The 23,441-nt window shown below is 63.6% G+C and carries 26 protein-coding genes; 14 read left to right on the top strand and 12 right to left on the bottom strand.

Annotated elements, in window-relative coordinates; all coding sequences use genetic code 11:
- Window positions 1-92: 92 nt before the first annotated feature.
- Window positions 93-1,322 carry a glycosyltransferase gene (locus QTL95_RS14055; RefSeq protein WP_289720576.1) on the bottom strand — a complete coding sequence of 410 codons (1,230 nt, stop codon included), beginning with the start codon at window positions 1,320-1,322 and terminating at the stop codon, window positions 93-95.
- 123 nt (window positions 1,323-1,445) lie between these two features.
- Here QTL95_RS14055 and QTL95_RS14050 point away from each other — a divergent pair, with 123 nt between their 5' ends.
- From QTL95_RS14050 to QTL95_RS14030, 5 genes are all read left to right on the top strand, one after another.
- Window positions 1,446-2,063, top strand: coding sequence for a 2'-5' RNA ligase family protein (locus tag QTL95_RS14050; protein ID WP_289720575.1), 618 nt, complete (start codon window positions 1,446-1,448; stop codon window positions 2,061-2,063).
- Window positions 2,064-2,140: 77 nt separating this feature from the next.
- Window positions 2,141-3,196: a succinylglutamate desuccinylase/aspartoacylase family protein gene (locus tag QTL95_RS14045; protein WP_289720574.1), complete on the top strand. Its 1,056-nt coding sequence runs from the start codon at window positions 2,141-2,143 to the stop codon at window positions 3,194-3,196.
- Between the two features lie 42 nt (window positions 3,197-3,238).
- The gene (locus QTL95_RS14040) at window positions 3,239-3,589 is read left to right on the top strand and encodes an ArsC family reductase (protein WP_289720573.1); all 351 of its coding nucleotides are present in this window, start codon (window positions 3,239-3,241) and stop codon (window positions 3,587-3,589) included.
- Between the two features lie 4 nt (window positions 3,590-3,593).
- Complete coding sequence (gene ybaK / locus QTL95_RS14035; protein WP_289720572.1) at window positions 3,594-4,067, top strand: Cys-tRNA(Pro) deacylase; 474 nt, start codon at window positions 3,594-3,596, stop codon at window positions 4,065-4,067.
- Window positions 4,068-4,145: 78 nt separating this feature from the next.
- Window positions 4,146-5,399 (top strand): aminopeptidase, encoded by a 1,254-nt coding sequence (locus QTL95_RS14030; RefSeq protein ID WP_289720571.1) that lies wholly within the window; start codon window positions 4,146-4,148, stop codon window positions 5,397-5,399.
- A 49-nt stretch (window positions 5,400-5,448) separates the two neighbouring features.
- Here the strand turns inward: QTL95_RS14030 and QTL95_RS14025 are convergent, their stop codons facing one another.
- Complete coding sequence (locus tag QTL95_RS14025) at window positions 5,449-5,781, bottom strand: hypothetical protein (protein ID WP_289720570.1); 333 nt, start codon at window positions 5,779-5,781, stop codon at window positions 5,449-5,451.
- A 97-nt stretch (window positions 5,782-5,878) separates the two neighbouring features.
- Window positions 5,879-7,483: an exodeoxyribonuclease VII large subunit gene (xseA, locus tag QTL95_RS14020; protein WP_289720569.1), complete on the bottom strand. Its 1,605-nt coding sequence runs from the start codon at window positions 7,481-7,483 to the stop codon at window positions 5,879-5,881.
- Between the two features lie 220 nt (window positions 7,484-7,703).
- Here xseA and QTL95_RS14015 point away from each other — a divergent pair, with 220 nt between their 5' ends.
- Together QTL95_RS14015 and QTL95_RS14010 are read left to right on the top strand one after the other, a co-directional pair.
- Window positions 7,704-7,967 carry a spike base protein, RCAP_Rcc01079 family gene (locus tag QTL95_RS14015; RefSeq protein WP_289720568.1) on the top strand — a complete coding sequence of 88 codons (264 nt, stop codon included), beginning with the start codon at window positions 7,704-7,706 and terminating at the stop codon, window positions 7,965-7,967.
- 95 nt (window positions 7,968-8,062) lie between these two features.
- Entirely contained in the window at window positions 8,063-8,305 is a 243-nt protein-coding gene (locus QTL95_RS14010) for a hypothetical protein (RefSeq protein WP_289720567.1), read from the top strand.
- 2 nt (window positions 8,306-8,307) lie between these two features.
- On the opposite strand, the gene QTL95_RS14005 is transcribed toward QTL95_RS14010, so the two are convergent.
- On the bottom strand, window positions 8,308-10,149 hold the full coding sequence (locus tag QTL95_RS14005) for a hypothetical protein (RefSeq protein ID WP_442981293.1): 1,842 nt from the start codon (window positions 10,147-10,149) through the stop codon (window positions 8,308-8,310).
- A 155-nt stretch (window positions 10,150-10,304) separates the two neighbouring features.
- Between QTL95_RS14005 and QTL95_RS14000 the strand changes: the two genes are divergently transcribed.
- On the top strand, window positions 10,305-11,315 hold the full coding sequence (locus QTL95_RS14000; protein ID WP_289720565.1) for a glycosyltransferase: 1,011 nt from the start codon (window positions 10,305-10,307) through the stop codon (window positions 11,313-11,315).
- A complete protein-coding gene (locus QTL95_RS13995) occupies window positions 11,312-11,689 on the top strand; it encodes a GtrA family protein (RefSeq protein WP_289720564.1) in 378 nt (125 codons plus the stop codon). Before QTL95_RS14000 ends, QTL95_RS13995 begins: the two co-directional genes overlap by 4 nt.
- 3 nt (window positions 11,690-11,692) lie before the next feature.
- Here QTL95_RS13995 and QTL95_RS13990 read toward each other — a convergent pair whose 3' ends face one another.
- Window positions 11,693-12,679 carry a Gfo/Idh/MocA family protein gene (locus QTL95_RS13990; RefSeq protein ID WP_289720615.1) on the bottom strand — a complete coding sequence of 329 codons (987 nt, stop codon included), beginning with the start codon at window positions 12,677-12,679 and terminating at the stop codon, window positions 11,693-11,695.
- 193 nt (window positions 12,680-12,872) lie between these two features.
- On the opposite strand from QTL95_RS13990, the gene QTL95_RS13985 reads away from it, so the two are divergent.
- Entirely contained in the window at window positions 12,873-13,823 is a 951-nt protein-coding gene (locus tag QTL95_RS13985) for an aldo/keto reductase (RefSeq protein WP_289720563.1), read from the top strand.
- Between the two features lie 14 nt (window positions 13,824-13,837).
- Window positions 13,838-14,281 carry a GNAT family N-acetyltransferase gene (locus QTL95_RS13980; RefSeq protein ID WP_289720562.1) on the top strand — a complete coding sequence of 148 codons (444 nt, stop codon included), beginning with the start codon at window positions 13,838-13,840 and terminating at the stop codon, window positions 14,279-14,281.
- Here QTL95_RS13980 and QTL95_RS13975 read toward each other — a convergent pair.
- A complete protein-coding gene (locus QTL95_RS13975; RefSeq protein ID WP_289720561.1) occupies window positions 14,271-14,888 on the bottom strand; it encodes a hypothetical protein in 618 nt (205 codons plus the stop codon). The genes QTL95_RS13980 and QTL95_RS13975 overlap by 11 nt on opposite strands.
- Before the next feature lie 144 nt (window positions 14,889-15,032).
- Between QTL95_RS13975 and QTL95_RS13970 the strand changes: the two genes are divergently transcribed.
- The gene (locus tag QTL95_RS13970) at window positions 15,033-15,527 is read left to right on the top strand and encodes a YciE/YciF ferroxidase family protein (protein WP_289720560.1); all 495 of its coding nucleotides are present in this window, start codon (window positions 15,033-15,035) and stop codon (window positions 15,525-15,527) included.
- Between the two features lie 39 nt (window positions 15,528-15,566).
- Here the strand turns inward: QTL95_RS13970 and QTL95_RS13965 are convergent, their stop codons facing one another.
- Window positions 15,567-16,457, bottom strand: a complete 891-nt coding sequence (locus QTL95_RS13965; RefSeq protein WP_289720559.1) for a LysR family transcriptional regulator — start codon at window positions 16,455-16,457, stop codon at window positions 15,567-15,569.
- Between the two features lie 122 nt (window positions 16,458-16,579).
- Here QTL95_RS13965 and QTL95_RS13960 point away from each other — a divergent pair, with 122 nt between their 5' ends.
- Entirely contained in the window at window positions 16,580-17,575 is a 996-nt protein-coding gene (locus tag QTL95_RS13960; protein ID WP_289720558.1) for an aldo/keto reductase, read from the top strand.
- A 111-nt stretch (window positions 17,576-17,686) separates the two neighbouring features.
- Window positions 17,687-18,046, top strand: coding sequence for a nuclear transport factor 2 family protein (locus QTL95_RS13955; protein WP_037188264.1), 360 nt, complete (start codon window positions 17,687-17,689; stop codon window positions 18,044-18,046).
- Window positions 18,047-18,123: 77 nt separating this feature from the next.
- Here the strand turns inward: QTL95_RS13955 and pheT are convergent, their stop codons facing one another.
- From pheT to QTL95_RS13930, 5 genes are read right to left on the bottom strand one after another with little or no spacing between them, the layout of a single operon-like run.
- Complete coding sequence (gene pheT, locus QTL95_RS13950; protein ID WP_289720557.1) at window positions 18,124-20,559, bottom strand: phenylalanine--tRNA ligase subunit beta; 2,436 nt, start codon at window positions 20,557-20,559, stop codon at window positions 18,124-18,126.
- Between the two features lie 44 nt (window positions 20,560-20,603).
- Entirely contained in the window at window positions 20,604-21,212 is a 609-nt protein-coding gene (locus tag QTL95_RS28570; protein WP_336622280.1) for a BrnA antitoxin family protein, read from the bottom strand.
- The gene (locus QTL95_RS28760; protein WP_442981292.1) at window positions 21,163-21,444 is read right to left on the bottom strand and encodes a BrnT family toxin; all 282 of its coding nucleotides are present in this window, start codon (window positions 21,442-21,444) and stop codon (window positions 21,163-21,165) included. The genes QTL95_RS28570 and QTL95_RS28760 overlap by 50 nt, the downstream gene beginning before the upstream one ends.
- A gap of 36 nt (window positions 21,445-21,480) precedes the next feature.
- Entirely contained in the window at window positions 21,481-22,563 is a 1,083-nt protein-coding gene (pheS, locus tag QTL95_RS13935; RefSeq protein ID WP_289720556.1) for a phenylalanine--tRNA ligase subunit alpha, read from the bottom strand.
- Window positions 22,564-22,600: 37 nt separating this feature from the next.
- Complete coding sequence (locus QTL95_RS13930; protein WP_289720555.1) at window positions 22,601-23,437, bottom strand: serine/threonine protein phosphatase; 837 nt, start codon at window positions 23,435-23,437, stop codon at window positions 22,601-22,603.
- Window positions 23,438-23,441: the final 4 nt, after the last annotated feature.

Genomic DNA, 23,441 nt, shown 5'->3' with positions numbered 1-23,441 from the left:
CGAAGCTTGTCGGCCGTATGATCGGCCTCACCGGAAAATCGTGCCTGTTGGCGGCGAATTCAACCCGTTTCTTGCGCGTCGCGAATTCGTGGTCAGCCGCGTGCCTGGCGGGGTTCGGCCTCGTCCTGCGCAGGCTTGGCAAGATCCGGGCGCAGCTTGGCGAAGACGGCGTCGAAGAGAGCAGCGATCTTTTGCGGCTCGTAGCGCCGCGCCGCCTCGAGGGCCGCACGTGACAGCGCCGGGACGGCCGCCGGCTTCGCGGCCACCGATGCTATCTCGGCCGCCAGCGCCTTGTCGTCACCGGGATCGAAGAGATAGCCGTCCTTTCCGGGATCGATCGATTCAGGAATGCCGCCGGAGCGGGCGCCGATGACGGGGACGCCTTGCGCGAAGGCCTCGATCACCACGCGGCCGAAGGGCTCGCGGAAGAGCGAGGGAACGACCAGGACATCGATCTGCGGGAAGAAATCGTCCGGCTTGGTCCAGCCGAGGAACTTGGTGTTTTCGCCCGGAAATTTCTGCGGCAGCGACTTCGAATAATCGCTCTTGGCACTGCCGGCGATGACGAAGCGGACGTTCTGGTCGTTCACCAGCCGGTGGGCGGCGCGGGCGAGCGTGTCGAGGCCCTTGACCGGATCATGCACGCCGATGAAGCCGAAGCGCATCGGCCCTTCCGGCGGCTTGCGCGGTTCTCTCACGGCAATCGGTGGAACGGCGCCGGGCACGCGGTGGGTACTGGCGTTCGGGAAGTAGTCGTGTTCCGTGTGGCGGCCGATGATGAAATCGGTCTCGCCGATCACGGCATCGACATAGCGCGAGAAGAATTTCTTGCCGTAGGAGGAGACCTGGCAGGAGGAACAGGCGCGCACGCAATTGTCGTCGCCGCGCCGCATGCTGGCCTTCCAGCACAAGAGGAACGCGCTGCGCAGGATGTGACAGACCGGCACGCCTGAGCGCTTGGCGGCCGCCCAGGTCGCGACGTTGATGTTTTCGATGCTGTCGGTCAGCACGATATCCGGCTTGAAGCGGCGGATTTCGCGGCGCATGACGAGATAGGCGCGCGGATTGAAATTCTCCAGCGAGTGCCAGATCAGCTTCTTCCAGCCCGGCCGCGGCAGGCGGTAGTTCCAGTCGATATTCAGCGTCTTCAGGCGGTGCACGGGCACGCCATCATAGATCTCGCGCCTGTCCTCGCCGGAGACGTTGACGACTTCGAGGTCGTGGCCAGCCGCGATGAGGAGCTTGGCGACCATCATCGCCGAAATCGGGCCGCCGCCGTCGATAAAGGGCGGAAAGGCCGCGCAGGCCATCAGGATACGCATGAACAGACTCCCGGCATCGATAGTGAATGTTCTTCTTTTGTTCTTGATTTCCTTAATTCACCTGCTACCATCCCCGTGTTCCCTGGATAGACAGAGGCGGGGCGGACGCTCCGGTGATTGGTCATGCACGAACAGAACACGCAATCGTCCTTCGATTTCGCAAGCCGCACGATGCACCCGAAATCGTCAAGATTTGGCAAAGAAACCCTGTTTTTCGCGATCCTGCCGGATCCGGACACGCGTCAGACTTATCTGGAGACCCAGGACAGCCTGCAGAGAGAACATGACGCCCTCCTCTCTCCCTTGCCGCCGGAGCGGCTGCACGTCTCGCTCTATGGCGTCGCCAGCGCCGAGCACATCAGGGACGATGTGATCTTTGCGGCCTGCCGGGCAGCGTCGGCGATCGATGCCTGCCGTTTCGATCTCAGCTTCGACCATGTCGCGACGTTCAGAACCTCCTCGCGCAATGCCATCGTACTATCAGGCAATGGCGGGCGGGAATTGCTGCGACAACTGCACGTGCGGATTGGAATAGAGATGCATGCCATCGGCTGCGAGCCACGGGTGAGAACCGATTTTCAGCCGCATGCGACGCTGTTCTATACCGATCACACGATTGCGAGAACCGCGCTTGCGGCGCCAGTCGTCATGCCCGTGCGGGAGTTCGTGCTGCTGCACAAGCGGCCGGGCGAGCCGGCTTACGAGCATGTGGCGCGCTGGCCGCTCAGCGAACGCGGCTGACGGCTTGCCTCACACCTTGCCTCACGCATCGGAACGCGCTTAAAGCTGCTGCAGCAATGACAGCAGCGGAGACAGAGATGGATACGTCCGAGATCATCATTTCAGGCGATACGGCGGGGATCGAATGGCGGCTACCGGTGCTGCGCTTCAACGGCAGCGATCCGAAGGCACCGAAGATCTATATCCAGGCGGCGCTGCATGCCAACGAGCTGCCCGGCACGGCGCTGGTGCATTTCCTTTGCGAGAAGCTGCGCGCGGCCGAAAGCGCCGGCGAGATCCTGAGCAACATCACCATCATCCCGCACGCCAATCCTATTGGTGCCGCGCAATCGCATTTCGGCGAGCTGCAAGGCCGGTTCGATCTCGGTACGCGCACCAATTTCAACCGCGATTTCCCGCTTATTTCGGTCAAGGATCGCGACGGGCTGGTGGCCGAGCTCGACCGCTGCAACGCCGTCGACCGGCTGAAGCGGCAGCTGATGCATATGGCGCTCGGCGCGGACCTCGTCATCGACCTGCACTGCGACGATGAATCGCTGCAATATGCCTATATCGACGAGGCCTTCTGGCCGGAGGCGGCCGATCTCGCTTCGGCGCTGGACATGGAAGCGGTGCTCCTGTCGGATGGCGAAAGCTCGGCCTTCGAGGAGGCGGTCGGCTATGCCTGGAAGCACGAGACTGCTGAGAAGAAGACGCGGCTGCCGGGCAAGCTCTCGGTCACCGTCGAGCTTCGCGGCATGCGCGACGTCTACCCCGAGATGGCGAAGAAGGATGCCGAGGGACTGTTCAACTTCCTCGCCGCGCGCGGCGCCATCGCTCATCCGGTGACGCTTGCGCCCTTCACCGGGCCTGCCGTGCCGCTCGACAATATCGAGATGATCCGCGCCCCTCAGGCCGGCACTGTCCTCTTCCACCGCAACATCGGCGAGGAGATCAAGGAAGGCGAGCTGCTGGCAACCATCCTCACCCGGCCGGGCATGGCCGATGGAACGATCGAGGTGCGCGCGCCGCAGGCGGGGCTGATCGTCACCCGCACCTCGTCGCGGCTGGTGCGCCGCCGCGCCGACCTGATGAAGATCGCCTGCGGAGCGGCCAGCAAGGTTGTGCGCAAGCCGGGCGCGCTTGAGAACTGAGCGCCCTAGCATTGGGGCTGCGAACTGATTGGGAAGAACCGAATGACCGTCACCATCTATGGCATCAAGAATTGCGACACGATGAAGAAGGCCAGAATCTGGCTGGAAGAGCACGACGTCGCCTATGATTTCCACGACTACAAGGCGTCTGGAATCGACCGGGCGCATCTGGAAAAGTGGACTGAGGAAGCGGGCTGGGAAACGGTGCTCAACCGCGCCGGCACGACCTTCCGCAAGCTGCCGGAGGAGGCCCGTGAGAACCTCGACAGGGAAAAGGCGATCGCGCTGATGCTGGAGCAGCCGTCGATGATCAAGCGGCCGGTCGTCGAGGCCGACGGCAAGCTTCTGGTCGGCTTCAAGCCGGAAATCTATGGCGGGTTCTTCAAGGGCTGATCGGATGTCGAAGACGACGCGGGCAACACAGGTCTTGGAGAAGGCGAAGGTCGCCTTCTCCGTCCACACCTATGAGTATGACCCGAACGCCGAGCGCATCGGCCTGCAGGCGGCGGAAGCGATCGGCGAGGAGCCGCATCGCGTGCTGAAGACGCTGATGGCCGAGGTGGACGGCAAGCCTGTTTGCGTCGTCGTTCCCTCCGACCGCGAGGTCAGCATGAAAAAGCTGGCCGCCGCCTTCAAGGGCAAGTCGGCCAACATGATGAAGCCGGCGGATGCCGAACGCCTGACCGGCTATCACGTCGGCGGCATCAGCCCGTTCGGACAGAAGAAGCTGGTACCGACGGCGATCGAGGAAGCGGCGATGACTGAAGCCCTCGTCTACATGAATGGCGGGCAGCGCGGATTGCAGGTGCGGCTTGCTCCGAAGGATGCGCTTAGTGTCCTGAAGGCGACGGCTGCGGCGCTCGTCGCCTGATTGTCTTCAAGCTTCAATTTCGCCGCAAAGGGGTCTAAGCATGTCCCCCTGTCCGTTCGTTTATAAAGGTGATCGATCATGAACGTCATGTCCCAAAGCCAGCACTCCGTGGATCCCGTCAAGCTCGACAAGCTGGCGGAAGTGGCCGTCAAGGTTGGCCTGCAGCTGCAGGGCGGGCAGGATCTTGTGGTTACCGCGCCCGTCGTGGCGCTTCCGCTGGTGCGGCTGATCACCAAGCACGCCTACGCCGCCGGCGCCGGGCTGGTCACGGCCTTCTATTCCGATGAGGAATCGACGCTGGCGCGCTATCAGTACGGCGACGACAAGAGCTTCGACCGCGCCTCCGACTGGCTTTACGAGGGCATGGCCAAGGCCTATGCCAACGGCGCCGCGCGGCTTGCAGTTGCCGGCGACAATCCGATGCTGCTTTCGGAGCAGGACCCGTCGAAGGTCAGCCGCGCCAATCGCGCCATGTCGGCCGCCTACAAGCCGGCGCTGGAGAAGATCTCCAATTTCGACATCAACTGGAACATCGTCTCCTATCCCAACCCCTCCTGGGCGAAGCTGGTGTTCCCCAACGATCCCGAGCCGATCGCGGTCGCCAAGCTCGCCAAGGCGATCTTCGCGGCATCGCGCGTCGACCTGGACGATCCGATCGCGGCCTGGGCGGAGCATAACGCCAACCTGAGGAAGCGCTCGAGCTGGCTGAACGGCGAGCGTTTCTACGCACTGCATTTCACCGGCCCGGGCACGGACCTGACCGTCGGGCTTGCCGATGGCCACGAGTGGCACGGCGGCGCCTCGACCGCCAAGAACGGCATCACCTGCAACCCGAACATCCCGACCGAAGAGGTGTTCACGACGCCGCATGCGCTGCGCGTAGAGGGCTATGTGTCGAGCACCAAGCCGCTGTCGCACCAGGGCACGCTGATCGACAATATCCGCGTGAAGTTCGAGGGCGGCCGGATCGTCGAGGCGAAGGCGTCGCGCGGCGAAGAGGTGCTGAACAAGGTGCTTGATACCGACGAAGGCGCGCGCCGGCTCGGCGAAGTGGCGCTGGTGCCGCATTCCTCGCCGATCTCGGCCAGCGGCATCCTGTTCTACAACACGCTGTTCGACGAAAACGCCTCGTGCCACATCGCGCTCGGCCAGTGCTATTCCAAGTGCTTCCTTGATGGCGCCAACCTCAGCCAGGAGCAGATCAAGGCGCAGGGCGGCAATTCCAGCCTGATTCACATCGACTGGATGATCGGCTCCGACAAGGTCGATATCGACGGCATCAGGGCCGATGGTTCGAAGGTTCCGGTCATGCGCAAGGGCGAGTGGGCCTGAGCAAGGCCAGCCCTGAACCGGCCGGAGACGATCCGGCCGGTTGTTCCGATCAGCGGTAGTAGATCACGTGGCCGCCATTCAGGGCCGTCACGACTTCGATGACGTTCTGAAGTCGGATGCGGCGATCGGAGATGGCGCGCATCAGCTGCGGGTTACCGCTGACTGTCGCCTGTGCCTGGCGGATGGTCGAGGCCATCGGGTGCTTGACCGACAGCGGCAGTGGCTGGTCGTATTGGGAGGCGCCCGTGACCCGGATCGCCGTGACGCCGTCGTTGTAGCTCTTGCCGAAGATGATCTCGGCCAGCTTCGCCTCACCCGCAAGCGCCGGCGCGGCGGCACCGATGGTTCCGATCGTCAGAAGGGCGATCAACAGTCTCTTCATTTTCAACGTCTCCATGGCCGCCGTTTCGGCTCGGCCTGATCATCAGATAGTGTTGCCGGAACGGCGCGAACAGATGCCATCGCGCACGGAACCGCGATCAGAACAGGCTGCCCTGTTTCGGCGGTGTTGCAGGGTCCGCGGCTTTCGTCTCCGTCGTCCTCGCCGGACGCTTCCTGGCGCTCGCCGGCGGCTCGCCGCCTTCGGTGGTGATCGCGCCGATGCGGCCGTCTGAAAACTCGATGGAGATGCCGGCTCCCGCCTGCAGCATCGCCGCCTGCGAGACAGGGCGGTTCTCGTCGTCGCGGATGACGGCATAGCCGCGCTTCAACACGTTCTTGTAGGAGAGCGACTGCAGCATGCGCTCCTGCGCCGAGAGATCGCCGCGCACGCGCGTGAGCTTGTGGCGGATCGCCGTCTCGGCATGGCGCGAGAGATTGGCGATGTGATCGCGCATGCGCGAGGTCTGCGTCTTCAAGCGCGCCGGCAGCGAGGCGAAGACGGCATCGGCGCGGCCGACGCGGGATTTCGAGCGGTCGAGCAGACGCTCGACGGTGCGCTCGGCGCGGGTGATGCGCTCGGTCAGCATCTGCCGGCGCTCGGCGATGCGGTTGGCAAGCACGTCCGGCCGCAGGTGCGCGGCCGTGCGCTCGAAGCTGCGGCGCTTGTTGATGGTGTTGAGCTCGAGACCGCGCCCGAGGCCTGATGCCGCCTCGTCGAAACGGCGGCGCGGCAGCGCCAGCAGCTGATCGAGCGAAGGCAGCGCCCGCACCAGCGCGCGCACCGATTGGCGGCGCTGGTCCATGTGGCGATTGACGCCGCCATGCAGGCGCGCGGAGAGGCCGGAGAGCTGCGCCTCCAGCTCAGCCCTGACAGGCACCGCCATTTCGGCCGCACCCGTCGGCGTCGGGGCACGCACGTCGGCGGCGTAATCGATCAGTGTCCAATCTGTCTCGTGGCCGACGGCCGCGATCAGCGGGATGGCGCTTTCCGCGGCGGCGCGCACGACGCTCTCGTCGTTGAAGCTCCAGAGATCCTCGAGGCTGCCGCCGCCGCGCGCGACGATCAGCACGTCGGGCCGTCGCAGCGGACCGCCGGGCTGGAAGCTGTTGAAGCCGCGGATGGCGTTGGCGACCTCCTCGCCGGAGCCCTCGCCCTGCACCTTGACCGGCCAGACGATGACATGAACCGGGAAGCGATCGGAGATGCGGTGCAGGATATCGCGGATGACGGCGCCGGTCGGCGAGGTCACGACGCCGATAACCGAGGGCATGAAGGGAAGACGGCGCTTGCGCGCCGGGTCGAACAGGCCTTCGGCGCCGAGGCGGCGCTTGCGCTCCTCGATCAGCGCCATCAGCGCGCCGGCGCCGGCGGGCTCCAGCGTCTCGATGACGATCTGGTATTTCGACGATCCAGGGAAGGTGGTGACCTTGCCGGTCGCGATCACCTCCATCCCCTCTTCCGGGCGGAAGCGCAGGCGGGAGAAGGTGCCTTTCCAGATGACGGCGTCGATGCGCGAACGGTCGTCCTTCAGCGAGAAATAGGCGTGTCCCGAGGAATGCGGGCCACGATAACCCGAGATCTCGCCGCGCACCCGCACCTGGTCGAAAGCGGTCTCCACGGTGCGTTTGATAGAACCGGACAGTTCCGACACCGAGTATTCGGTGAGATTGCTCGGCGAATCATTCTCGAAGACGTTGCTCATGCTCCTCTTCTAGCGGAAGACGCGACAAAGATCAGCCCCGGACGCGGGGACGTTTTTTCTCGCTCCGTGTCGCTGATCAATTCTAGACAAGTTCATTTCGTCAGCATTCTGAACCGCTTAACGACATGGAAACAGTAGCGACGCTCACAAGATGGCGCGACGATTTTCCCCGCGCCCGGCTTGGCCTCCATGATGAAGCCCAACCCCGAAGGAGCTTCCCATGTCCGACCGTTTCGCCTCTCACACCCCTTCCCTCACCGGGCCCGCCAGCGCCGCCTTTTCCATCACCCCCAGCGATAGCGCCGACCTGCCGGAGACGACGCGGGCGCTCTATGTCGGCATCGGCGGCGATCTCAGGGTTGCCATGGCCTCGGGGCAGGTCGTCACCTTCGAGGGCGTCCCCGACGGGTGCCTGCTGCCGATCCGCGCTGTCAGGGTGCACGCGGCGGGCACGAGCGCGGGCGGCATCATCGGCCTAGCGTGAGTTATACCCTCATCCAAAAGGAGGAGGTTAAGGATGCCTTAATTGTTCCAAAGTAGTGACTGATATACACTCAACAGCGAATCAGGAGGCATGAAATGATTCCACTGACTGCCACCGCAATTGGATTCGCGACCGCGCCGATGCGCTCGGTCGTTGCGATGGCTGCCGTTGGCATCATGATCTGCCTCGCCTATCTGGCGGCTGCCTTCGTCTCTCCCGGCCCGACATCGCTGATCGAACTTGTCGTCGCCATCATCTCCTATGACGGCGGCCTGATTGCCTGCCTGCTCGGCCTTCACGCCATCCACCGCATCCGCGCCCGCGCCCAGACCGCCTGAGTTTACGAGCCTGTCGGCACGTAGCGGAAGAACCGTACAGGCGCGCCCTCCGGCTGTGTGATCGGCTGCAGGTAATCCGGAATGATCCCTTTTTCCAACTGCGCATAAAGACCATCCGGCTTCATACGGGCCAGTTCCTGCGTCTGCGGATTGCCGGGGCAGAAGGCCAGCAAGTTCACGCCGGCACCTTTAAGAAATGCCTCGGCCTCGGCCGGCTGCGCCAGGCCGATATGCAGTTCCGTCAACATGCCGCCCTGGTTGCGGTGATAAGGCGCCGTCAGGATGCGGTTGTCCGTGAAGCGCAGCAGGAAGACGCCCATATCCGTTGGCGCCGCGACGAGGCCGGGCGGCTGCCCACGGAGCGGCGCCAGCGCCTCTTCCGAGCCGCAGGATTGCGACGCGACCGGCTCGTCATCGGCGACCGCCGAGCGGTTCACATGCGTGCCGATGAAATCGCCGCCCAGCCCCCAGACGGCCGCGACGCTCATCAGCACGGTCGCGAAGTAGCAGAGCGCCGCCGAAGGATCCTCGGTATCGCCTGTCGAGATGCGGCGGACGTCGATGATAAGCAGCGCCAGCGGCGGAATAGCGAGCAGGTTGGAGAACATGGCGCCGCGCACCTGGATGGCGGCAATCCCCCAACTGACCAGAAGCAGCGCCAGCAGCACCAGATGGATGCGGACGCGATCGCGATAGACGATCCGGAAGACACAGACGGCGATGGCGAACAGGCCGGTCGCGTAGAACAGGCCGAGCGTATAGGGGTCCTGGCGATCGGTGCCGAAGATCGACTGCGCCTCCTGCACGCGGCTCAGCCAAAGCTCCACCAGCATGGGATCGAGATCGGCCAGCGGATTGTGCAGGCATTGCGGGGCGATGACCACGGCGGTTGCGAGAACCACGGCGCCGATGCCCGCGAGTGCCGCGAAACGCACCGCCCTGCCGGCCCGGCTGGTGAAGGCGGCGACGAAGAGCAGCAGGCCGCCGCCGATCGCGGCCAGGCTGTAGTAGCCGAGCGAAAGGTTGTCGCAGGTGACCGTCGAATAGAGCCGCGGCGGCACCGTGCCGAAGAAGAAGAGGCTGACAGACAGTGCCAGCGACAGCCCGAAGGCCTTGGCGGCGGGGGCGAAGCGGACACCTTCCACGGCCCAGTTGATCGATACGACGAGGCAGACGGCGGCCACCAGCGGCGTGGTCTCGGCGCCGATCGCAATGGCGAGCGCGGCGGCAAAGCCTGCCACGGCATAGCTCGAGGGGTGGCTATCCTCATCGAGCAGCATCGCCGCCATGATGGCGACCAGGGCGATCTGGACGTTGTGGTGGTCGATCGCGCCGGGCAGGAAGCGGTTGCTGGTCACCAGCAGCATGGCCGTGAGACCAAGGACGACATGCATGCCGGCGACGCCGCCGATGCGAAGCCCCGCCAGCCCCATCCCCCACAGGACTGGCACGGTCAGCGCCAGGGGCCAGACGGTGAGCGCGATCGCCTCCGCTGTCTTCTCGCTTGCAAACAATTCGAAGAAGCGGATCAGGGCCGCGATCGGAAAGTCGATCAGCCGCGACCAGTGCATGAGAGTGCCGTCGCCCAGCCCCATGCGATACTGCTTGAGATCGAACCAGCCCTGGCCGTTCAGGAAATCGCGCACCTCGACCAGGCGCATGGTGTCGTCGTTGTCGGCGCCAACGTAATCCATGGCGCCGGGCAGCTTCAGCGCCAGGATCGCGGCAATCAGGATCGCGCTGTAAAGAAGAACGGCCGGCCAGAGCGTGAGCAAGCGCGAGCGCAGCACGCCGATCGATAGTTTCGTGGTTGAATTTTCGATCATCGGCGCGGCATTCGTCATTGACAGGTCTCACCGTTGCGAGCGGCAAAACTCTAAGCGGCGCATATCAAGAAACCGTAAAGCTCCGAATGGGACGTTATTTCACCCTGTTGCATAGCGAGTTGTTAACGGCCGGCCGCTACACTTGCCATGGTTTCCTAATCAAGGGTTCGATCATGACCGGATCGCGTGGCGACAAGCTGAACATTGCCGTCCTTCTGCCCTGCTACAACGAAGCGTCGACGATCGGCGCCGTGGTGCGCGGTTTCAAAGCCGCCTTGCCGGATGCCCAGATCCACGTCTACGACAACAATTCCACCGACGGCACGGCGTTGCAGGCGATGCTGGCTGGCGCGCGGGTGATGCGCGAGCGGCGGCAGGGCAAGGGCCACGTTGTGCGCCGCATGTTCGCCGACATCGACGCCGACATCTACATCATGGCCGACGGCGACGGTACCTATTCGCCCGAGGATGCCGAGGAACTGATCCGCACGCTTCTCACCGAACGCGCCGACATGGTGGTCGGCACGCGACGCGGCGTGCACGAGGATGCGGGGCGGAACGGCCACGCCTTCGGCAACAAGATCTTCAACATTCTCTATCGCGGCATCTTCGGCCCGGATTTTACCGATATCTTCTCCGGCTACCGGGTGTTCTCGCGCCGCTTCGTGAAGAGCTTTCCGGCGGTCTCCGGCGGCTTCGAGATCGAGACGGAAATGTCGGTGCATGCCTCGCGGCTGAAGCTGCCGGTGGTCGAGCTCGAGCTCGATTACGGTCGCCGGCCGGAAGGCTCTCACTCCAAGCTCTCCACCTTCCGCGACGGCGCCAAAATCCTCTGGATGTTCGCCATGCTGATGAAGGAAACACGGCCCTTCGCCTTTTTCGGCCTGATCAGCGGTGTCTTCATGGCGGTAAGCCTCGGCTTCATGGCGCCCGTGCTTACCGAATATTTCCAGACCGGCCTCGTCTCGCGCATGCCGACCTGGGTACTCTCCATGGCGCTGATGATGATCTCTTTCATGATGTTCACCGCCGGCGTCATCCTCGATTCCGTCTCGCGCGCTCGCGCCGAGCAGTTGCGTATCCACTATATGAGCGTGATCGCGCCGCGCCTGCACGAGGGGCTGCCTGTCGTCGTCGAGGATATCGAGATCCGCCAGCCGCAACCCAAGGCGGGTGCGGCGTGAAGAAGCTCATCCGCTTCGGCATCGCCGGCGGCCTCGGCTTTCTGATCGATGCGTCGGTCCTTGCAGCACTTCTGCATCTGACGCCACTCGGCCCGTTCGTCGCCCGCGTGATCGCCATCGCACTCGCCATGCTGGCGACGTGGCTCTTCAACCGTACCTTCACCTTCGATCGCTCGCCGCATTCGCTGGCGGCCGAGGGCTTTCGCTATGGTTCGGTCGGGATCACCTCGGCGCTCGTCAACTACGCGCTCTACGCGGCGTTGCTGATTGCCCTTCCGGCGTTGCAGCCGCTGGCGGCGCTGGTGTTTGCCACCGCCGCATCGATGTTCTTCAGCTTCTTCGGCTACTCTCGCTTCGTCTTCCGCGAGAAATAAGCCTCAGACGTTTTCCCAGCCGTCCTTTTCGCTCGCCCGGTAAATGGCGTCGATGAATTTCTGGCTGAGCCTGGAGCTTTCGAGCGTCACGATTTCCTGGTCCTCGCCGTTGGCGGCGCGCGCGAAGGCTTCGGCCTCGCGCTTGTACTGCCGGCTATCCGGGAAGCGGAAGGTGGTGGATTCGTTGTGGCTGCGGTTGCTGAGCTCGATCTCTTCGGCGCCCCAACGATCGGCGTTGAAGGGCGACTTCACCTCGATGAAGCCCTCGGTGCCGTGGAACACCATGACCTGGCGGTTGGCCATCTGGGTGGAGATATAGAAGCTGAGCTCGAAGCCGCCGAAATCGGCCTTGATGCTGGAATAGATGTCGGTGCCGAAATCAGGATCGCGGCGGGTGACGGCCTGGACGCGGCGCGGCTCCTCGCCGGTGACGAAGCGCGTGGTGATGGTCGGATAGACGCCGATATCCGGCAGCGCGCCACCGCCGAGCTCGGGGATGTTGCGCATGTTGCCGGGGTCGCGGTTGAAATAGGTGAACGCGCCCTGCACGTGCAGCAGCGTGCCGATGGCGCCGTCCTTGATCAGCTGGCGCACCTTCAGCCAGACCGGTGCGTAGGCAACCATGTAGGCCTCGGAGACCAGCACCTCGTTGCGGTCGCGCGCGGCGATCAGGCTGTCGATCTCATCGGCCTTGAGCGCGATCGGCTTTTCGCAGAGCACATGCTTGCCCGCGTCCGCCGCCTTGATCGTCCATTCGACGTGCTGCGAGGTCGGCAGCGGGATATAGACGGCATCGATCTTGTCGGACGCCAGCATCTCCTCGTAGGAACCGAAGGCGTGCGGCACCGAGAAACGATCGGCCATCGCGCGCGCCTTCGAAAGATCGCGGCTGGCGATTGCCGTGACGACGCAGTTTTCCGCATCCTGAATGGCGGGTACGACGAGTTCGCGGCCGATCTTGGCGGTGGACATGATACCGAAGCGCAGCATGGTCATTTCCTCTCCTGACTTGATTTTGAGGGCAGATTAGAGACGGCCGGTCCGGGGCGCAATGGCGCGATCACGATTTGCGGCGTCGGCCGGAGCGCAGGTTTTCATCCACCATGATGCGCACTAGGTTAGATCGCAGCGGTGTCCTGCCGCGGTCCGAATTTCAATAGATTGAAGATTTCAGGAGCATCTGATGGAATTGCGTCGCCTTGGAAAAACCGGCCTTTCGGTCGCGCCGATCGTGTTCGGCGGCAATGTGTTCGGCTGGACGGCGGATGAGAAGACCTCGTTCAGCATCCTCGACGCCTTCTTCGACGCCGGCTTCAACACCATCGACACGGCGGATGTCTATTCCGCCTGGGTGCCGGGCAACAAGGGCGGGGATAGCGAGGAGATCATCGGCAAGTGGCTGAAGCAGGGCAAGGTCGCCCGCGACAAGGCCCTCATCATCACCAAGGTCGGCTCGGAAATGGGTCCGGGCAAGAAGGGGCTGAAGGAGCAGTACATCCTTCAGGCGGTCGAGGCCTCGCTGAAGCGGCTGCAGACCGACTATATCGATCTCTACCTCTCGCACTGGCCGGATGGCGAGACCCCTTACGAAGAAACGCTCGGCGCCTTCGCCAAGCTGAAGCAGCAGGGCAAGATCCGCGCAATCGGCTGCTCCAACCTCGACGCCTCGCAGCTGCAATCCTCCTTCGACGCCGCCGAGAAGGCCGGCCTGCCGCGCTACGACGTGATCCAGCCGGAATACAATCTCTACGACCGCGCTTCGTTCGAAGGGCCGCTGGCCGACCTCTGCGTGAAGGAGGATATCGGCGTCATCACCTATTTCAGCCTGGCGGCCGGCTTCCTTTCCGGCAAGTACCGCAGCAAGGCCGATACCGAAGGCAAAGCGCGTGGCGGCAAGGCGGAAGGCTATCTCGACGACAAGGGGATGAAGATTCTTGCGGCGCTCGATACGGTGGCCAAGGAGACAGGCGCCAAGCCGGCCGAGATCGCGCTTGCCTGGCTGCTTGGAAAGAAGAGCGTCACCGCGCCGATCGCCAGCGCCACCAGCCTTTCGCAGCTCGAAAGCCTGACGAAATCGGCGACGCTTGCGCTCAGCGACGAGGCCATGGCGTTGCTCGACAAGGCTGGCGCCTGAGTGGCGAAATGGCGATGACCGTGACGATCCGTGACCCGAGACCCGATGACGAAGCCCGCTGGCGCGCGCTTTGGGACGGCTATCTCGCGTTCTACGAGGTGACGGTCGCGCCTGACATTACCGACAACACCTGGCGCCGGGTCTTCGATCCGGTGTCAGCGATCGCCATGCGCGTCGCCGAGGTGGACGGCACCCTCATGGGCTTCGCGCTCTATCTCACCCATGAAGGCACGTGGATATCAGGCAAGGACTGTTATCTGGAAGATCTTTATGTCGATGGCGGTGCGCGCGGGAAGGGGATCGGCCGGGCGCTGCTCGACGATCTGGTGGCGCTCTGCAAGACAGAGGGCTGGTCGCGGCTCTACTGGCACACCAGCGAAAGCAACAAGCGCGCTCAGGCGCTCTACGACAGCTACGTGAAGAGCGACGGACACATCCGCTACCGGATCAATTTCTGAGCGGCGGAAACCCCTCGTACCAATCCGGATGATCGCCCTCCCAGTTGGCCATGCCCGGCTTGGTCAGGATGCCGCGCGGGCTGACGTAGCTCTGGATCACCCTTCTCGGGCGCTCATGCCACTGGATGTTGAAGGCCCATAATTTCGGGAAGAAGCAGAGCGAGGCGTAGGGCAAATGGTCGTGGATCCACCAGGCGAGACGCCGCCAGTCCTCGATCTCATGATAACGATCGATGACCCAGGGGACGACGACGCAGGCCGCAGCACCCATGTAGCCGTCGGCGTCGCGCATGTCCCAGATGTGGTGGGCGGCCGTCGAGGCATTGGTGGAGCAGTTGAGCTTGTTCAGATTGCCGAAGCGGTTGACCTCGGGCGAGCGATAGCCGGAGCGGATGTGCAGCCGCCCGAAGGTCTCCTGCAACGGCTCCAGCAGGTCCTCGCACAGCCTTTTGCCGGTTTCGATCGCGAAATCAGGATCCTCGGGGATATTCGGGATGCGATGGAAGTCGGCGATCTCGGAATGCAGGAAATCACGCAGGAAGAAATTCTTTGAAAGCCGCGCCCGACCCAAATCCTCCAACGCCTTCATCGATCCGGGTTTCTTCATGCTCGACCTCCCCTTGCGTGAAGCGGAGTTTGCCGGATTTCTGCGAAAGCACCACCCGAAATGACGGGAACCTTTGGCACGAAACGAGCTTCTGTTGGGGCAACCGCCTCGCGCGGCGTCCTCACCAAAGAAGGGAATAGGGAAATGCCAAAGGAAAAGACACTCGACGATCTGTTCTACGATACGCTGAAGGACATCTACTACGCGGAAAAGCAGATCCTGCGGGCGCTGCCTAAGATGGCGCGCGCGGCGCAATCGGAAGAACTCAAGGCCGGCTTCACCAAGCACAAGGAGCAGACGGAGGGCCATGTCGACCGGCTGCAGCAGGTGTTCGAGCTGATCGGCAAGCGGGCGCAGGGCAAGACCTGCGAGGCGATCCAGGGGATCATCGCGGAAGGCGAAGAGATCATCGAGGAATTCAAGGGCTCTCCGGCAATCGATGCCGGGCTGATCTCCTCGGCGCAGGCTGTCGAGCACTACGAAATGGCCCGCTACGGCACGCTGAAGACCTGGGCGCAGACGCTCGGCAAGAAGGATGTCGCGACGCTGCTCGACCAGACGCTGCAGGAAGAGGCGGATACCGACAAGACATTGTCCAAGCTCGCCACAACGGCGGCCAACCAGAAGGCAGCCGCCTGACCGGCGGCATGGGCGGGAGCGTTAATAGACGCTCCCGTCTCAGTCCGTATACCGGAAGAAATCGATGAAGGCCCGTAGTGCCGGGCGCATCTGGCGGCGGCTCGGATAGTAGATAAATGGCCCCGGATAGGGCGCGCACCAGTCTTCCAGCACCCGCACCAGCTTGCCGCTTGCAAGCTCGTCCTCGACGCGCAGATCGAAGAGATAGGCGAGACCGGCGCCGTTCAGTGCCGCGATCAGCGCCAGCCTGTCCTCGCTGACGATCAACGGACCATCGACAGGAACCACCAGTTCGCGGCCATCCTTCTCGAACTCCCAGCGGTAGATCGTGCCGTTGGTGAAGCGTCGCTTGATGCAGCGGTGATGAACGAGGTCCGAAGGATGCAGCGGTTTGGGATGGCGCACGAAATAATCGGGCGAACCGGCGATCACGGTCGTCAGATTGGGAGAGGCCCTCACCGCGATCATATCAGCCTCCAAGCTCTCCTCCAGGCGAATGCCGGCATCGAAGCCCTCGCGGACGATGTCGATGAAGCCATCCTCATTGGCGATCTCAAGCGTGATATCGGGGTAACGGTTGAGGAATTCGCCGAGGCGGGGCGCCAGAAGTATATCGGAGGCGAAGCGCGGGGCCGTAACCCGCAGCGTCCCGGCCGGCCTGCCGCCGGCCTCGCTGACGGCTTCGAGCGCGATGCCGATCTCATCCAGCGCCGGCTTCAGCCGCTGCAGCAGCAGACGCCCCTCCTCCGTCGGCGCGACGCTGCGCGTCGTACGCGCCAGAAGCCGGATCCCCAGGCTCTCCTCGAGACTGGAGACGGCATGGCTGACGGCCGAGGGCGCGATCTCCAGCTCCTTGGCGGCGGCGCGGAAGCTACGTCGCTCGGCGACGGCTGCGAGAACGGCAAGTTGGGCGAGCTGGGTCCTGTTCATTGATCTATCTTTTAGAACAGCCCGTACCGCATTGCATGTATTTTTTGAAAGCTCCTGGCGCGTTAGGTTTGCCTCGTGCCACCGCAATGGCGGCCGGATTATTCGCTCGAAAGGAGCCAGACATGAAAACCCGCACACTCGGACAGGACCTCGAGGTCTCCGCCGTCGGCCTCGGCTGCATGGGCATGAGCTTCGCCTATGGCGCCAGCGACGAGAATGAATCGATCCGCACGCTTCACCGCGCCGTCGATCTCGGCATCACCTTCTTCGACACGGCCGAAATCTACGGTCCTTACACCAACGAGGAACTGATCGGCCGCGCCCTGAAGCCGGTACGCGACCGCGTCGTCATCGCCACCAAGTTCGGCTTCAAGCTCGATCCGGAAAAATCCGGCGCGGCGGCGCTGACCGGCGTCGACAGTCGTCCGGAAAACGTCAAGCGCGTGGCCGAGGCATCGCTGAAGCGGCTCGGCACCGATGTCATCGACCTTTATTACCAGCACCGCGTCGATCCCAATGTTCCGATCGAGGAGACCGTGGGGGCCATGGCCGAGCTTGTGCGCGAGGGCAAGGTGCGTGCGCTCGGCCTGTCCGAGGCCGGCAGCGCCACGATCCGCCGGGCGCACGCGGTGCATCCGATATCAGCCGTGCAGAGCGAATATTCGCTCTGGTCGCGCGATCCGGAGACCGACGTGCTCGGCACCTGCCGGGAGCTTTCGATCGGCTTCGTGCCCTACAGCCCGCTCGGCCGCGGCTTCCTCACCGGCGCGATCCGCAAGCCGGAGGACCTCGGGACCGACGATTTCCGCAGCCAGCTGCCGCGCTTCCGGGCCGCCAATTTCGACGCCAACGCAGCATTGGTGGCGAAGCTCGAAGCGCTGGCGAAAGAGAAGGGCGTGACCACGGCGCAGCTGGCGCTCGCCTGGGTTCTCAATCAGAGCGAGCACATCGTGCCGATCCCGGGCGCCCGCAAGGTGAACCATCTGGAGCAGAACGCCGCTGCCGCCGATATCACTCTGTCGGCGCAAGAACTCGCGGAACTCGGCGCGATCATCCCGCTCGATCAGATCGCCGGCAAGCGCTACTCCGAGGCATCGCTGGCGATGACCAACCTCTGAAACCCAAGGGCCGCCCCTCGCCGAGGCGGCTCTACCCCCTCCCCGCTGCAAGTCTTGCCGCTTGGCCAAGGCGCGCTATATCGGCCTAACGATGCGATCGAGGGGCTAAGCATGGCCGACCGGCAGGCAGTCGAAGCAGTCGTTCATCTCTATGTCGAGGGCATGACCTTCGCCAACGAACCGGCGCTGCGCAAGGCGTTTCATCCGCAATGCGCCGTCATCGGCCATTACGAGAACGCGGTGGAATGGTCGACGCGCGACGAATTCATCGCCGCGATCGTTTCCGAAGGCGCCGCACCGCCGGGCACCCAGCCGCATATGGACATCCAGATGCTCGACGTCGTCGGCGACGCCGCCAGCGTCAAGGTCTGCGACGAATTCGCCGGCATGCGCTTCACCGACTATCTCTCGATGCTGAAGATCGACGGGCGCTGGAGCATCGTCAACAAGGTGTATTATCTGCACGCCTGACGGCATAAAAAATCCCCGCCACGTGGACGGGGATCGCGACGGGCCAATGGCCCGCCAATCTCTCGATGTCGACGCTATCAGCCGCGCAGGACACCGCCGGTGACCTTGGTGACGCTGGCGACGATCTTCTGCGTCAGGGCCTCGAAATCCTCGTCGGTCAACGTGCGCTCGACCGGTTGGATCTGCACCTCGATGGCAACGGACTTCTTGCCCTCGCCGACAGAGGCACCCTCGAAGATATCGAAGACATTCACGCCCGCGACCAGCTTGCGGTCGGCGCCCGTCGCCGCCTTGATGATGGCGCCGGCCTCGACCGTCTTGTCAACGACAAAGGCGAAGTCGCGCTTGACGGCCTGGAACTGCGAGAGCTCCAGCGCCGGCTTGGTGCGGGTCGCCTTCTTCTTCGGCTCGGGCATGGCGTCGAGATAGACCTCGAAGCCAGCGAGCGCGCCGGAGACATCGAGCGCTTCCAGCGTCGAGGGGTGGAACTCGCCGAAATAGCCGAGCACGACCTTCGGGCCCATCTTGATGGTGCCGGAGCGGCCGGGGTGGTACCATTCGGGACCGCCCTGCTCGACCTGGATATTGGTCATCGGCAGGCCGCAGGCCTCGATCACAGCAAGCGCATCGGCCTTTGCGTCGAAGACGTCGACCGGCTTGCCGCCGCCCTTTGCAGCATTCGACCACATGCGGCCGGAGCCCGCCATCGAGGCGGTGCCGCGACGGATGCCGCCGGCCACGCGGCGCTGGCCTTCCGGCCGGTCGTTCTCATAGGTGCCGGAGACTTCAAAGATCGCGACGTCGCCATAGCCCTTGTCGGCATTGCGCTGGGCAGCGGTCAGCAGGCCGGGCAGCAGCGAGGGGCGCATATCGGACATTTCGGCGGCGATCGGGTTGGCGAGCTTCAGCGAAGGTGCGCCGCCGCCGAAGAGCTTCGCCTGTTCCTCGGAGATGAAGGACCAGGTGACGGCCTCCAGCATGCCGCGCGAGGCGAGCGCACGCTTGGCAGTGCGGGTGCGGATCTGCAGCGTCGTCAGGATGCGGCCATTGACTTCAGTATGGCTTTCCAACGGCGCCGGCTTGATGTTGTCGACGCCATGGATACGCATGACTTCCTCGACCAGATCGGCCTTGCCGTCGACATCGGGACGCCAGGAGGGAACCGCGGCGGAGACGCGTTCGCCGGAGCCCGTGACCTTGAAGCCGAGCCGGGTGAGGATCTCGACGCTCTCCTGCGTGGAGACCTCGAGGCCGGTCAGGCGCTTCACTTCCGAGAAGGGGAAGTCGACGACCTTGGGCTCGTAGCCCTTGTAGCCCACGATCTCGGCCTTGGCTGCCGTGCCGCCGCAGAATTCGAGAACCAGCTCGGTGGTACGCTCGAGGCCGGGGACCATGTATTCGGGATCGACGCCGCGCTCGAAGCGGTAACGGGCATCGGTGATGATGCCGAGGCCGCGGCCGGACTTGGCGATGTTCATCGGATCCCACAGCGCTGATTCGATCAGCACGTCGGTCGTGTTTTCATCGCAGCCGGAGTGCTCGCCGCCCATGATGCCGCCGATCGACTCAATGCCGTTTTCGTCGGCGATGACGACGTTGTTCGGGCCGAGCTTGTATTCGCGCTGGTCGAGCGCCAGCACCGTCTCGCCGTCTTTGGCGCGGCGAACGGTGAGGTTGCCCTTCACCTTGGCGGCGTCGAAGACGTGCATCGGGCGACCCTGGTCGAAGGTCATGTAGTTGGTGATGTCGACGAGCGCGTTGATCGGGCGCAGACCGATCGCCGTCAGGCGCTGCTGCACCCACTTCGGGCTCGGGCCGTTCCTGACGCCGCGCACCAGGCGCAGGCCGAAGCCCGGGCAGAGCTTCTCGTCGTCGAGGTCGAGCGTCAGCTTGACCGGCGTTTCGCCTTCGACTGTGAAGGACGGCGCGGGGCGCGTCTTCAGCGTCCCGAGGCCGGAGGCGGCCAGATCGCGGGCGATGCCGTAGATCGAGGTGCAATCCGGACGGTTCGGCGTCAGGTTGATCTCGATGACAGGATCGTCGAGATGGGCATAGGCGGCGAACGAGCTGCCAACAGGCGCATCTTCAGGCAGGTCGATGATACCGTCGTGGTTGTCGGACATGTTCAGCTCCTTTTCGGAGCACATCATGCCGTGGCTTTCGACGCCGCGGATCTTGCCGACGCCGAGCGTGACATCGATACCCGGCACATAATCGCCCGGCCGCGCCAGCGCGCCGACCAGACCGGCGCGGGCATTCGGCGCACCGCAGACGATCTGCAACGGCTTGCCGCCGTTGACATCGGGACCGGCATCGACGGACAGCACCTTCAGACGATCGGCCTCCGGATGCTTTTCGGCCGAAAGCACGCGGGCGATGACGAAGGGCTTGTAGGCCGCCTTGTCGTCGACATCCTCGACCTCGAGGCCGATCTCGGTCAGGCGCTTGCAGATTTCATCCAGGGTGGCGTCGGTCTCAAGATGATCCTTGAGCCAGGAAAGCGTGAATTTCATTGTGTTGTTCTCGTCTCAAAAATCATCGAAAAAGTTCAGATTGTTCAGGCTGCGCGACCAGGCGCCTTGGCGCCGGGGGCTTTCCAGCCGAGAAGCAGCCCCTTAATGGAGACGCCTTCGTCCAGACCCGGCCACCAGACGCCGGAGAATTCCAGTTCAACATCGGCGCGCGCTTCGGAGGATGCCTTGGCCAGGAAGGGATACCACCACAGCGGCGTCCGGATCTGCCGGCCATCAGCGAGCGCGACATAGAGGAATTCGTCGTCGCAACGCGCGGCCACCGGACGCTGCTCGTCGTCCGCTGGCCCCAGGGCATGCAGCGCATCATTGATACGACCCTGCCAGCCCGGCCCCATGCTGCGGAAGTAATCGACGACGTCCTTGTCCAGCCGCAAACCGATGCGTTCCTTCACAGGTGCCTTTTGCGGACCGCGCTTGCCGCGAGCCTTTTCCAATACCGCGCCAAGTTCCGGGGTATCCGAGATTGACAAGGTCGCGACATCACCGGCGTCACCGAAGGCGGGCACATCTTCACCGTGGGCGATCTCATAGTCATCGAGCGAGACCAGACCTTTTTCGACATCGTCGAGCGTCGGGAGCGAACTACTCTTCGCCCCTCCGTCGCTCTTCGTAAATCTTCTGTTCGCGGTCATTCATCTTCCTCAGCGATATAACTCGAACCCGGCCCTCTCTTGGCGTCCAGCAAAAACAGCAGAGTGTGCCATCAAGCCGTCCATAGGAGTTGAAGCGATCCTCTCCATAGTCTGCTCTGAGGTCCGGTACCGTGACGATGCTGTCGGGATCGAAGCGTTCGACGTCGGCGAAATCCAGCCCCCGGTGCTGGAGGGTGATCTGACGTTTATCTTCATCCCACTCCAGCTCCATTCCTACCACACTCAGTTATTTGTGGCCACGATAAAATCAGCTGCTCAACCCGCCGAACAGCGTCGGCATGTCGAGTGGGCGGAAGCCGTAGTGGGTCATCCAGCGGACGTCGGCGTTGAAGAAGTCGCGCAGGTCGGGCATGCCGTATTTCAGCATGGCGATGCGGTCGAGGCCCATGCCCCAGGCAAAGCCCTGGTATTCGTCGGGATCGAGCCCGCCCGCGCGCAGCACGTTCGGGTGCACCATGCCGCAGCCCAGAATCTCCATCCAGTCGGTGCCTTCGCCGAACTTGACGATCGGGCCGGAGCGATCGCACTGGATGTCGACCTCGAAGGACGGTTCCGTGAAGGGGAAGAAGGACGGGCGGAAGCGCATGGTGACGCTGTCGACCTCGAAGAAGGTCTTGCAGAACTCTTCCAGCACCCAGCGGATGTTGGCGACGTTGGCCTTCTTGTCGACGACGAGGCCCTCGACCTGGTGGAACATCGGCGAGTGCGTGGCGTCCGAGTCCTGGCGATAGGTCTTGCCGGGGATGATGATGCGGATCGGCGGGCTCGAGGCTTCCATGGTACGCACCTGCACCGGCGAAGTGTGGGTGCGCAGTACCTTGCGTTCGCCGTTCTCGTCCGGATTGAAGAAGAAGGTGTCGTGCATCTCGCGGGCCGGATGGCCCTCGGGGAAGTTCAGCGCCGTGAAATTGTAATAATCGGTCTCGACGTCAGGACCTTCGGCGATCGAGAAGCCCATGTCGGCGAAGATCGCGGTGATCTCGTCGACGATCTGGCTGATCGGATGGATGCGGCCGCGCTCGGCGGGAGACGAGCGCACCGGCAGCGAGACGTCGACGGTCTCGGCCTTCAGGCGCTGATCGATCGCCGCCTTCTTGAGATCGGCCTTGCGGGCGTTGATCGCCTCGGTCACGACTGATTTCAGCGCGTTGATCTGGGCGCCGCGGGTCTGGCGCTCTTCAGGGGTCATCGAGCCCAGCGTCTTCAGGAGTTCGGAAACCGACCCCTTCTTGCCGAGGGCCGAGACGCGCACGGCTTCGATAGCCGGCTCATCGGCGGCAGCCGCGACGTCGGACAGGAGTTGTTTTTCCAGGGTTGCGAGTTCGGTCATCTTTTCCTGCCTTCAAGGCGCCAATCTTCAAAAGACATCAGTCTTGTCGATAATTCACGAAAACATGCATCAGATAGCTGGTCGCCACGATGAAACGTTGCAGATCACTACCCATGTGGATGCGGCCAATCAACCGGGCAGCCCATAAAAAGCCGCCGAGAAAGCCGGTAAGCTTGCGCAGTTCGGAAACGGCGGCGGGCGGGGCGACCGCCGCCCAGGCCTCGTAGGCCCGGTCGTGGGTCACCTTTCCCAATCTGGCGCGTTGCGCGACTTGCAGGAAGAGCAGCCAGATATCACGGGCCTGCGCCGTTTCGAGCGGCATCACCGTATCCGGCTCCTCCTCGAAATCCATGAAACCGATGCGACCGTCGCGCAGGAACATGTCCCTCGGAAAAGGGCGGCCGTGACACAGGCCTTTGGCGTGCAGGCGGCCGAGTTCCGCGCAGCAGCGGACCAGCATGTCGTCGCAGGCGACGGGATCGCCCTTCAGCACATGCTTCATGTAGCGATCGAGGGTCAGCCCGACATCGCTGAAGGCGACGGCGGCGCCGGAGGAATAGACGACGCGCGGCGTCGGGATGCCCTTTGCGGAGAACTGGGCGATGCGGCGCATCTCGCGCTCCGCCATGCCCTCGTCGCCGAGCACGGGCGACGGGCGCAGGAAGGGAGCGCGGATCAGGTTGGCGGCCAAGCGCTGGAGAATGACCCAGCGCGGCTTGCGCTCGGTGCCATAGCGCTTGATCCAGACGGCGCCGCCCGATAGCGCGACGCGCTGAACCCTTTCCTTGCCGCCGATCAGCGCGGCGAGCAGGACGGGCACGTCCTTTTCGCTCAGCCCCTTATCGGCTGCGAGAGATTGAAGTTCGCTGGTCACGTCT

Origin of the sequence: Rhizobium sp. S152 (assembly GCF_030380735.1) — a bacterium.
In the GTDB taxonomy this organism is placed as follows: Bacteria; Pseudomonadota; Alphaproteobacteria; order Rhizobiales; family Rhizobiaceae; genus Rhizobium.
This window is presented reverse-complemented; position numbering and strand designations above follow the sequence as displayed.

Excerpts from the sequence above, each read along its gene's own strand:
- xseA (WP_289720569.1), bottom strand. The coding sequence starts at position 7,483 with ATGAGCAACGTCTTCGAGAATGATTCGCCGAGCAATCTCACCGAATAC.
- QTL95_RS28760 (WP_442981292.1), bottom strand. The coding sequence starts at position 21,444 with ATGGAGCTGGAGTGGGATGAAGATAAACGTCAGATCACCCTCCAGCAC.
- QTL95_RS13985 (WP_289720563.1), top strand. The coding sequence starts at position 12,873 with ATGGAATTGCGTCGCCTTGGAAAAACCGGCCTTTCGGTCGCGCCGATC.
- QTL95_RS13960 (WP_289720558.1), top strand. The coding sequence starts at position 16,580 with ATGAAAACCCGCACACTCGGACAGGACCTCGAGGTCTCCGCCGTCGGC.
- QTL95_RS13955 (WP_037188264.1), top strand. The coding sequence starts at position 17,687 with ATGGCCGACCGGCAGGCAGTCGAAGCAGTCGTTCATCTCTATGTCGAG.
- QTL95_RS14025 (WP_289720570.1), bottom strand. The coding sequence starts at position 5,781 with ATGAAGAGACTGTTGATCGCCCTTCTGACGATCGGAACCATCGGTGCC.
- QTL95_RS13975 (WP_289720561.1), bottom strand. The coding sequence starts at position 14,888 with ATGAAGAAACCCGGATCGATGAAGGCGTTGGAGGATTTGGGTCGGGCG.
- QTL95_RS13965 (WP_289720559.1), bottom strand. The coding sequence starts at position 16,457 with ATGAACAGGACCCAGCTCGCCCAACTTGCCGTTCTCGCAGCCGTCGCC.
- QTL95_RS14050 (WP_289720575.1), top strand. The coding sequence starts at position 1,446 with ATGCACGAACAGAACACGCAATCGTCCTTCGATTTCGCAAGCCGCACG.
- ybaK (WP_289720572.1), top strand. The coding sequence starts at position 3,594 with ATGTCGAAGACGACGCGGGCAACACAGGTCTTGGAGAAGGCGAAGGTC.
- QTL95_RS14045 (WP_289720574.1), top strand. The coding sequence starts at position 2,141 with ATGGATACGTCCGAGATCATCATTTCAGGCGATACGGCGGGGATCGAA.
- QTL95_RS13970 (WP_289720560.1), top strand. The coding sequence starts at position 15,033 with ATGCCAAAGGAAAAGACACTCGACGATCTGTTCTACGATACGCTGAAG.
- pheT (WP_289720557.1), bottom strand. The coding sequence starts at position 20,559 with ATGAAATTCACGCTTTCCTGGCTCAAGGATCATCTTGAGACCGACGCC.
- QTL95_RS14055 (WP_289720576.1), bottom strand. The coding sequence starts at position 1,322 with ATGCGTATCCTGATGGCCTGCGCGGCCTTTCCGCCCTTTATCGACGGC.
- QTL95_RS14010 (WP_289720567.1), top strand. The coding sequence starts at position 8,063 with ATGATTCCACTGACTGCCACCGCAATTGGATTCGCGACCGCGCCGATG.
- QTL95_RS13980 (WP_289720562.1), top strand. The coding sequence starts at position 13,838 with ATGACCGTGACGATCCGTGACCCGAGACCCGATGACGAAGCCCGCTGG.
- QTL95_RS14000 (WP_289720565.1), top strand. The coding sequence starts at position 10,305 with ATGACCGGATCGCGTGGCGACAAGCTGAACATTGCCGTCCTTCTGCCC.
- QTL95_RS14005 (WP_442981293.1), bottom strand. The coding sequence starts at position 10,149 with ATGACGAATGCCGCGCCGATGATCGAAAATTCAACCACGAAACTATCG.
- QTL95_RS13990 (WP_289720615.1), bottom strand. The coding sequence starts at position 12,679 with ATGCTGCGCTTCGGTATCATGTCCACCGCCAAGATCGGCCGCGAACTC.
- QTL95_RS28570 (WP_336622280.1), bottom strand. The coding sequence starts at position 21,212 with ATGACCGCGAACAGAAGATTTACGAAGAGCGACGGAGGGGCGAAGAGT.
- QTL95_RS14040 (WP_289720573.1), top strand. The coding sequence starts at position 3,239 with ATGACCGTCACCATCTATGGCATCAAGAATTGCGACACGATGAAGAAG.
- QTL95_RS14015 (WP_289720568.1), top strand. The coding sequence starts at position 7,704 with ATGTCCGACCGTTTCGCCTCTCACACCCCTTCCCTCACCGGGCCCGCC.
- pheS (WP_289720556.1), bottom strand. The coding sequence starts at position 22,563 with ATGACCGAACTCGCAACCCTGGAAAAACAACTCCTGTCCGACGTCGCG.
- QTL95_RS14030 (WP_289720571.1), top strand. The coding sequence starts at position 4,146 with ATGAACGTCATGTCCCAAAGCCAGCACTCCGTGGATCCCGTCAAGCTC.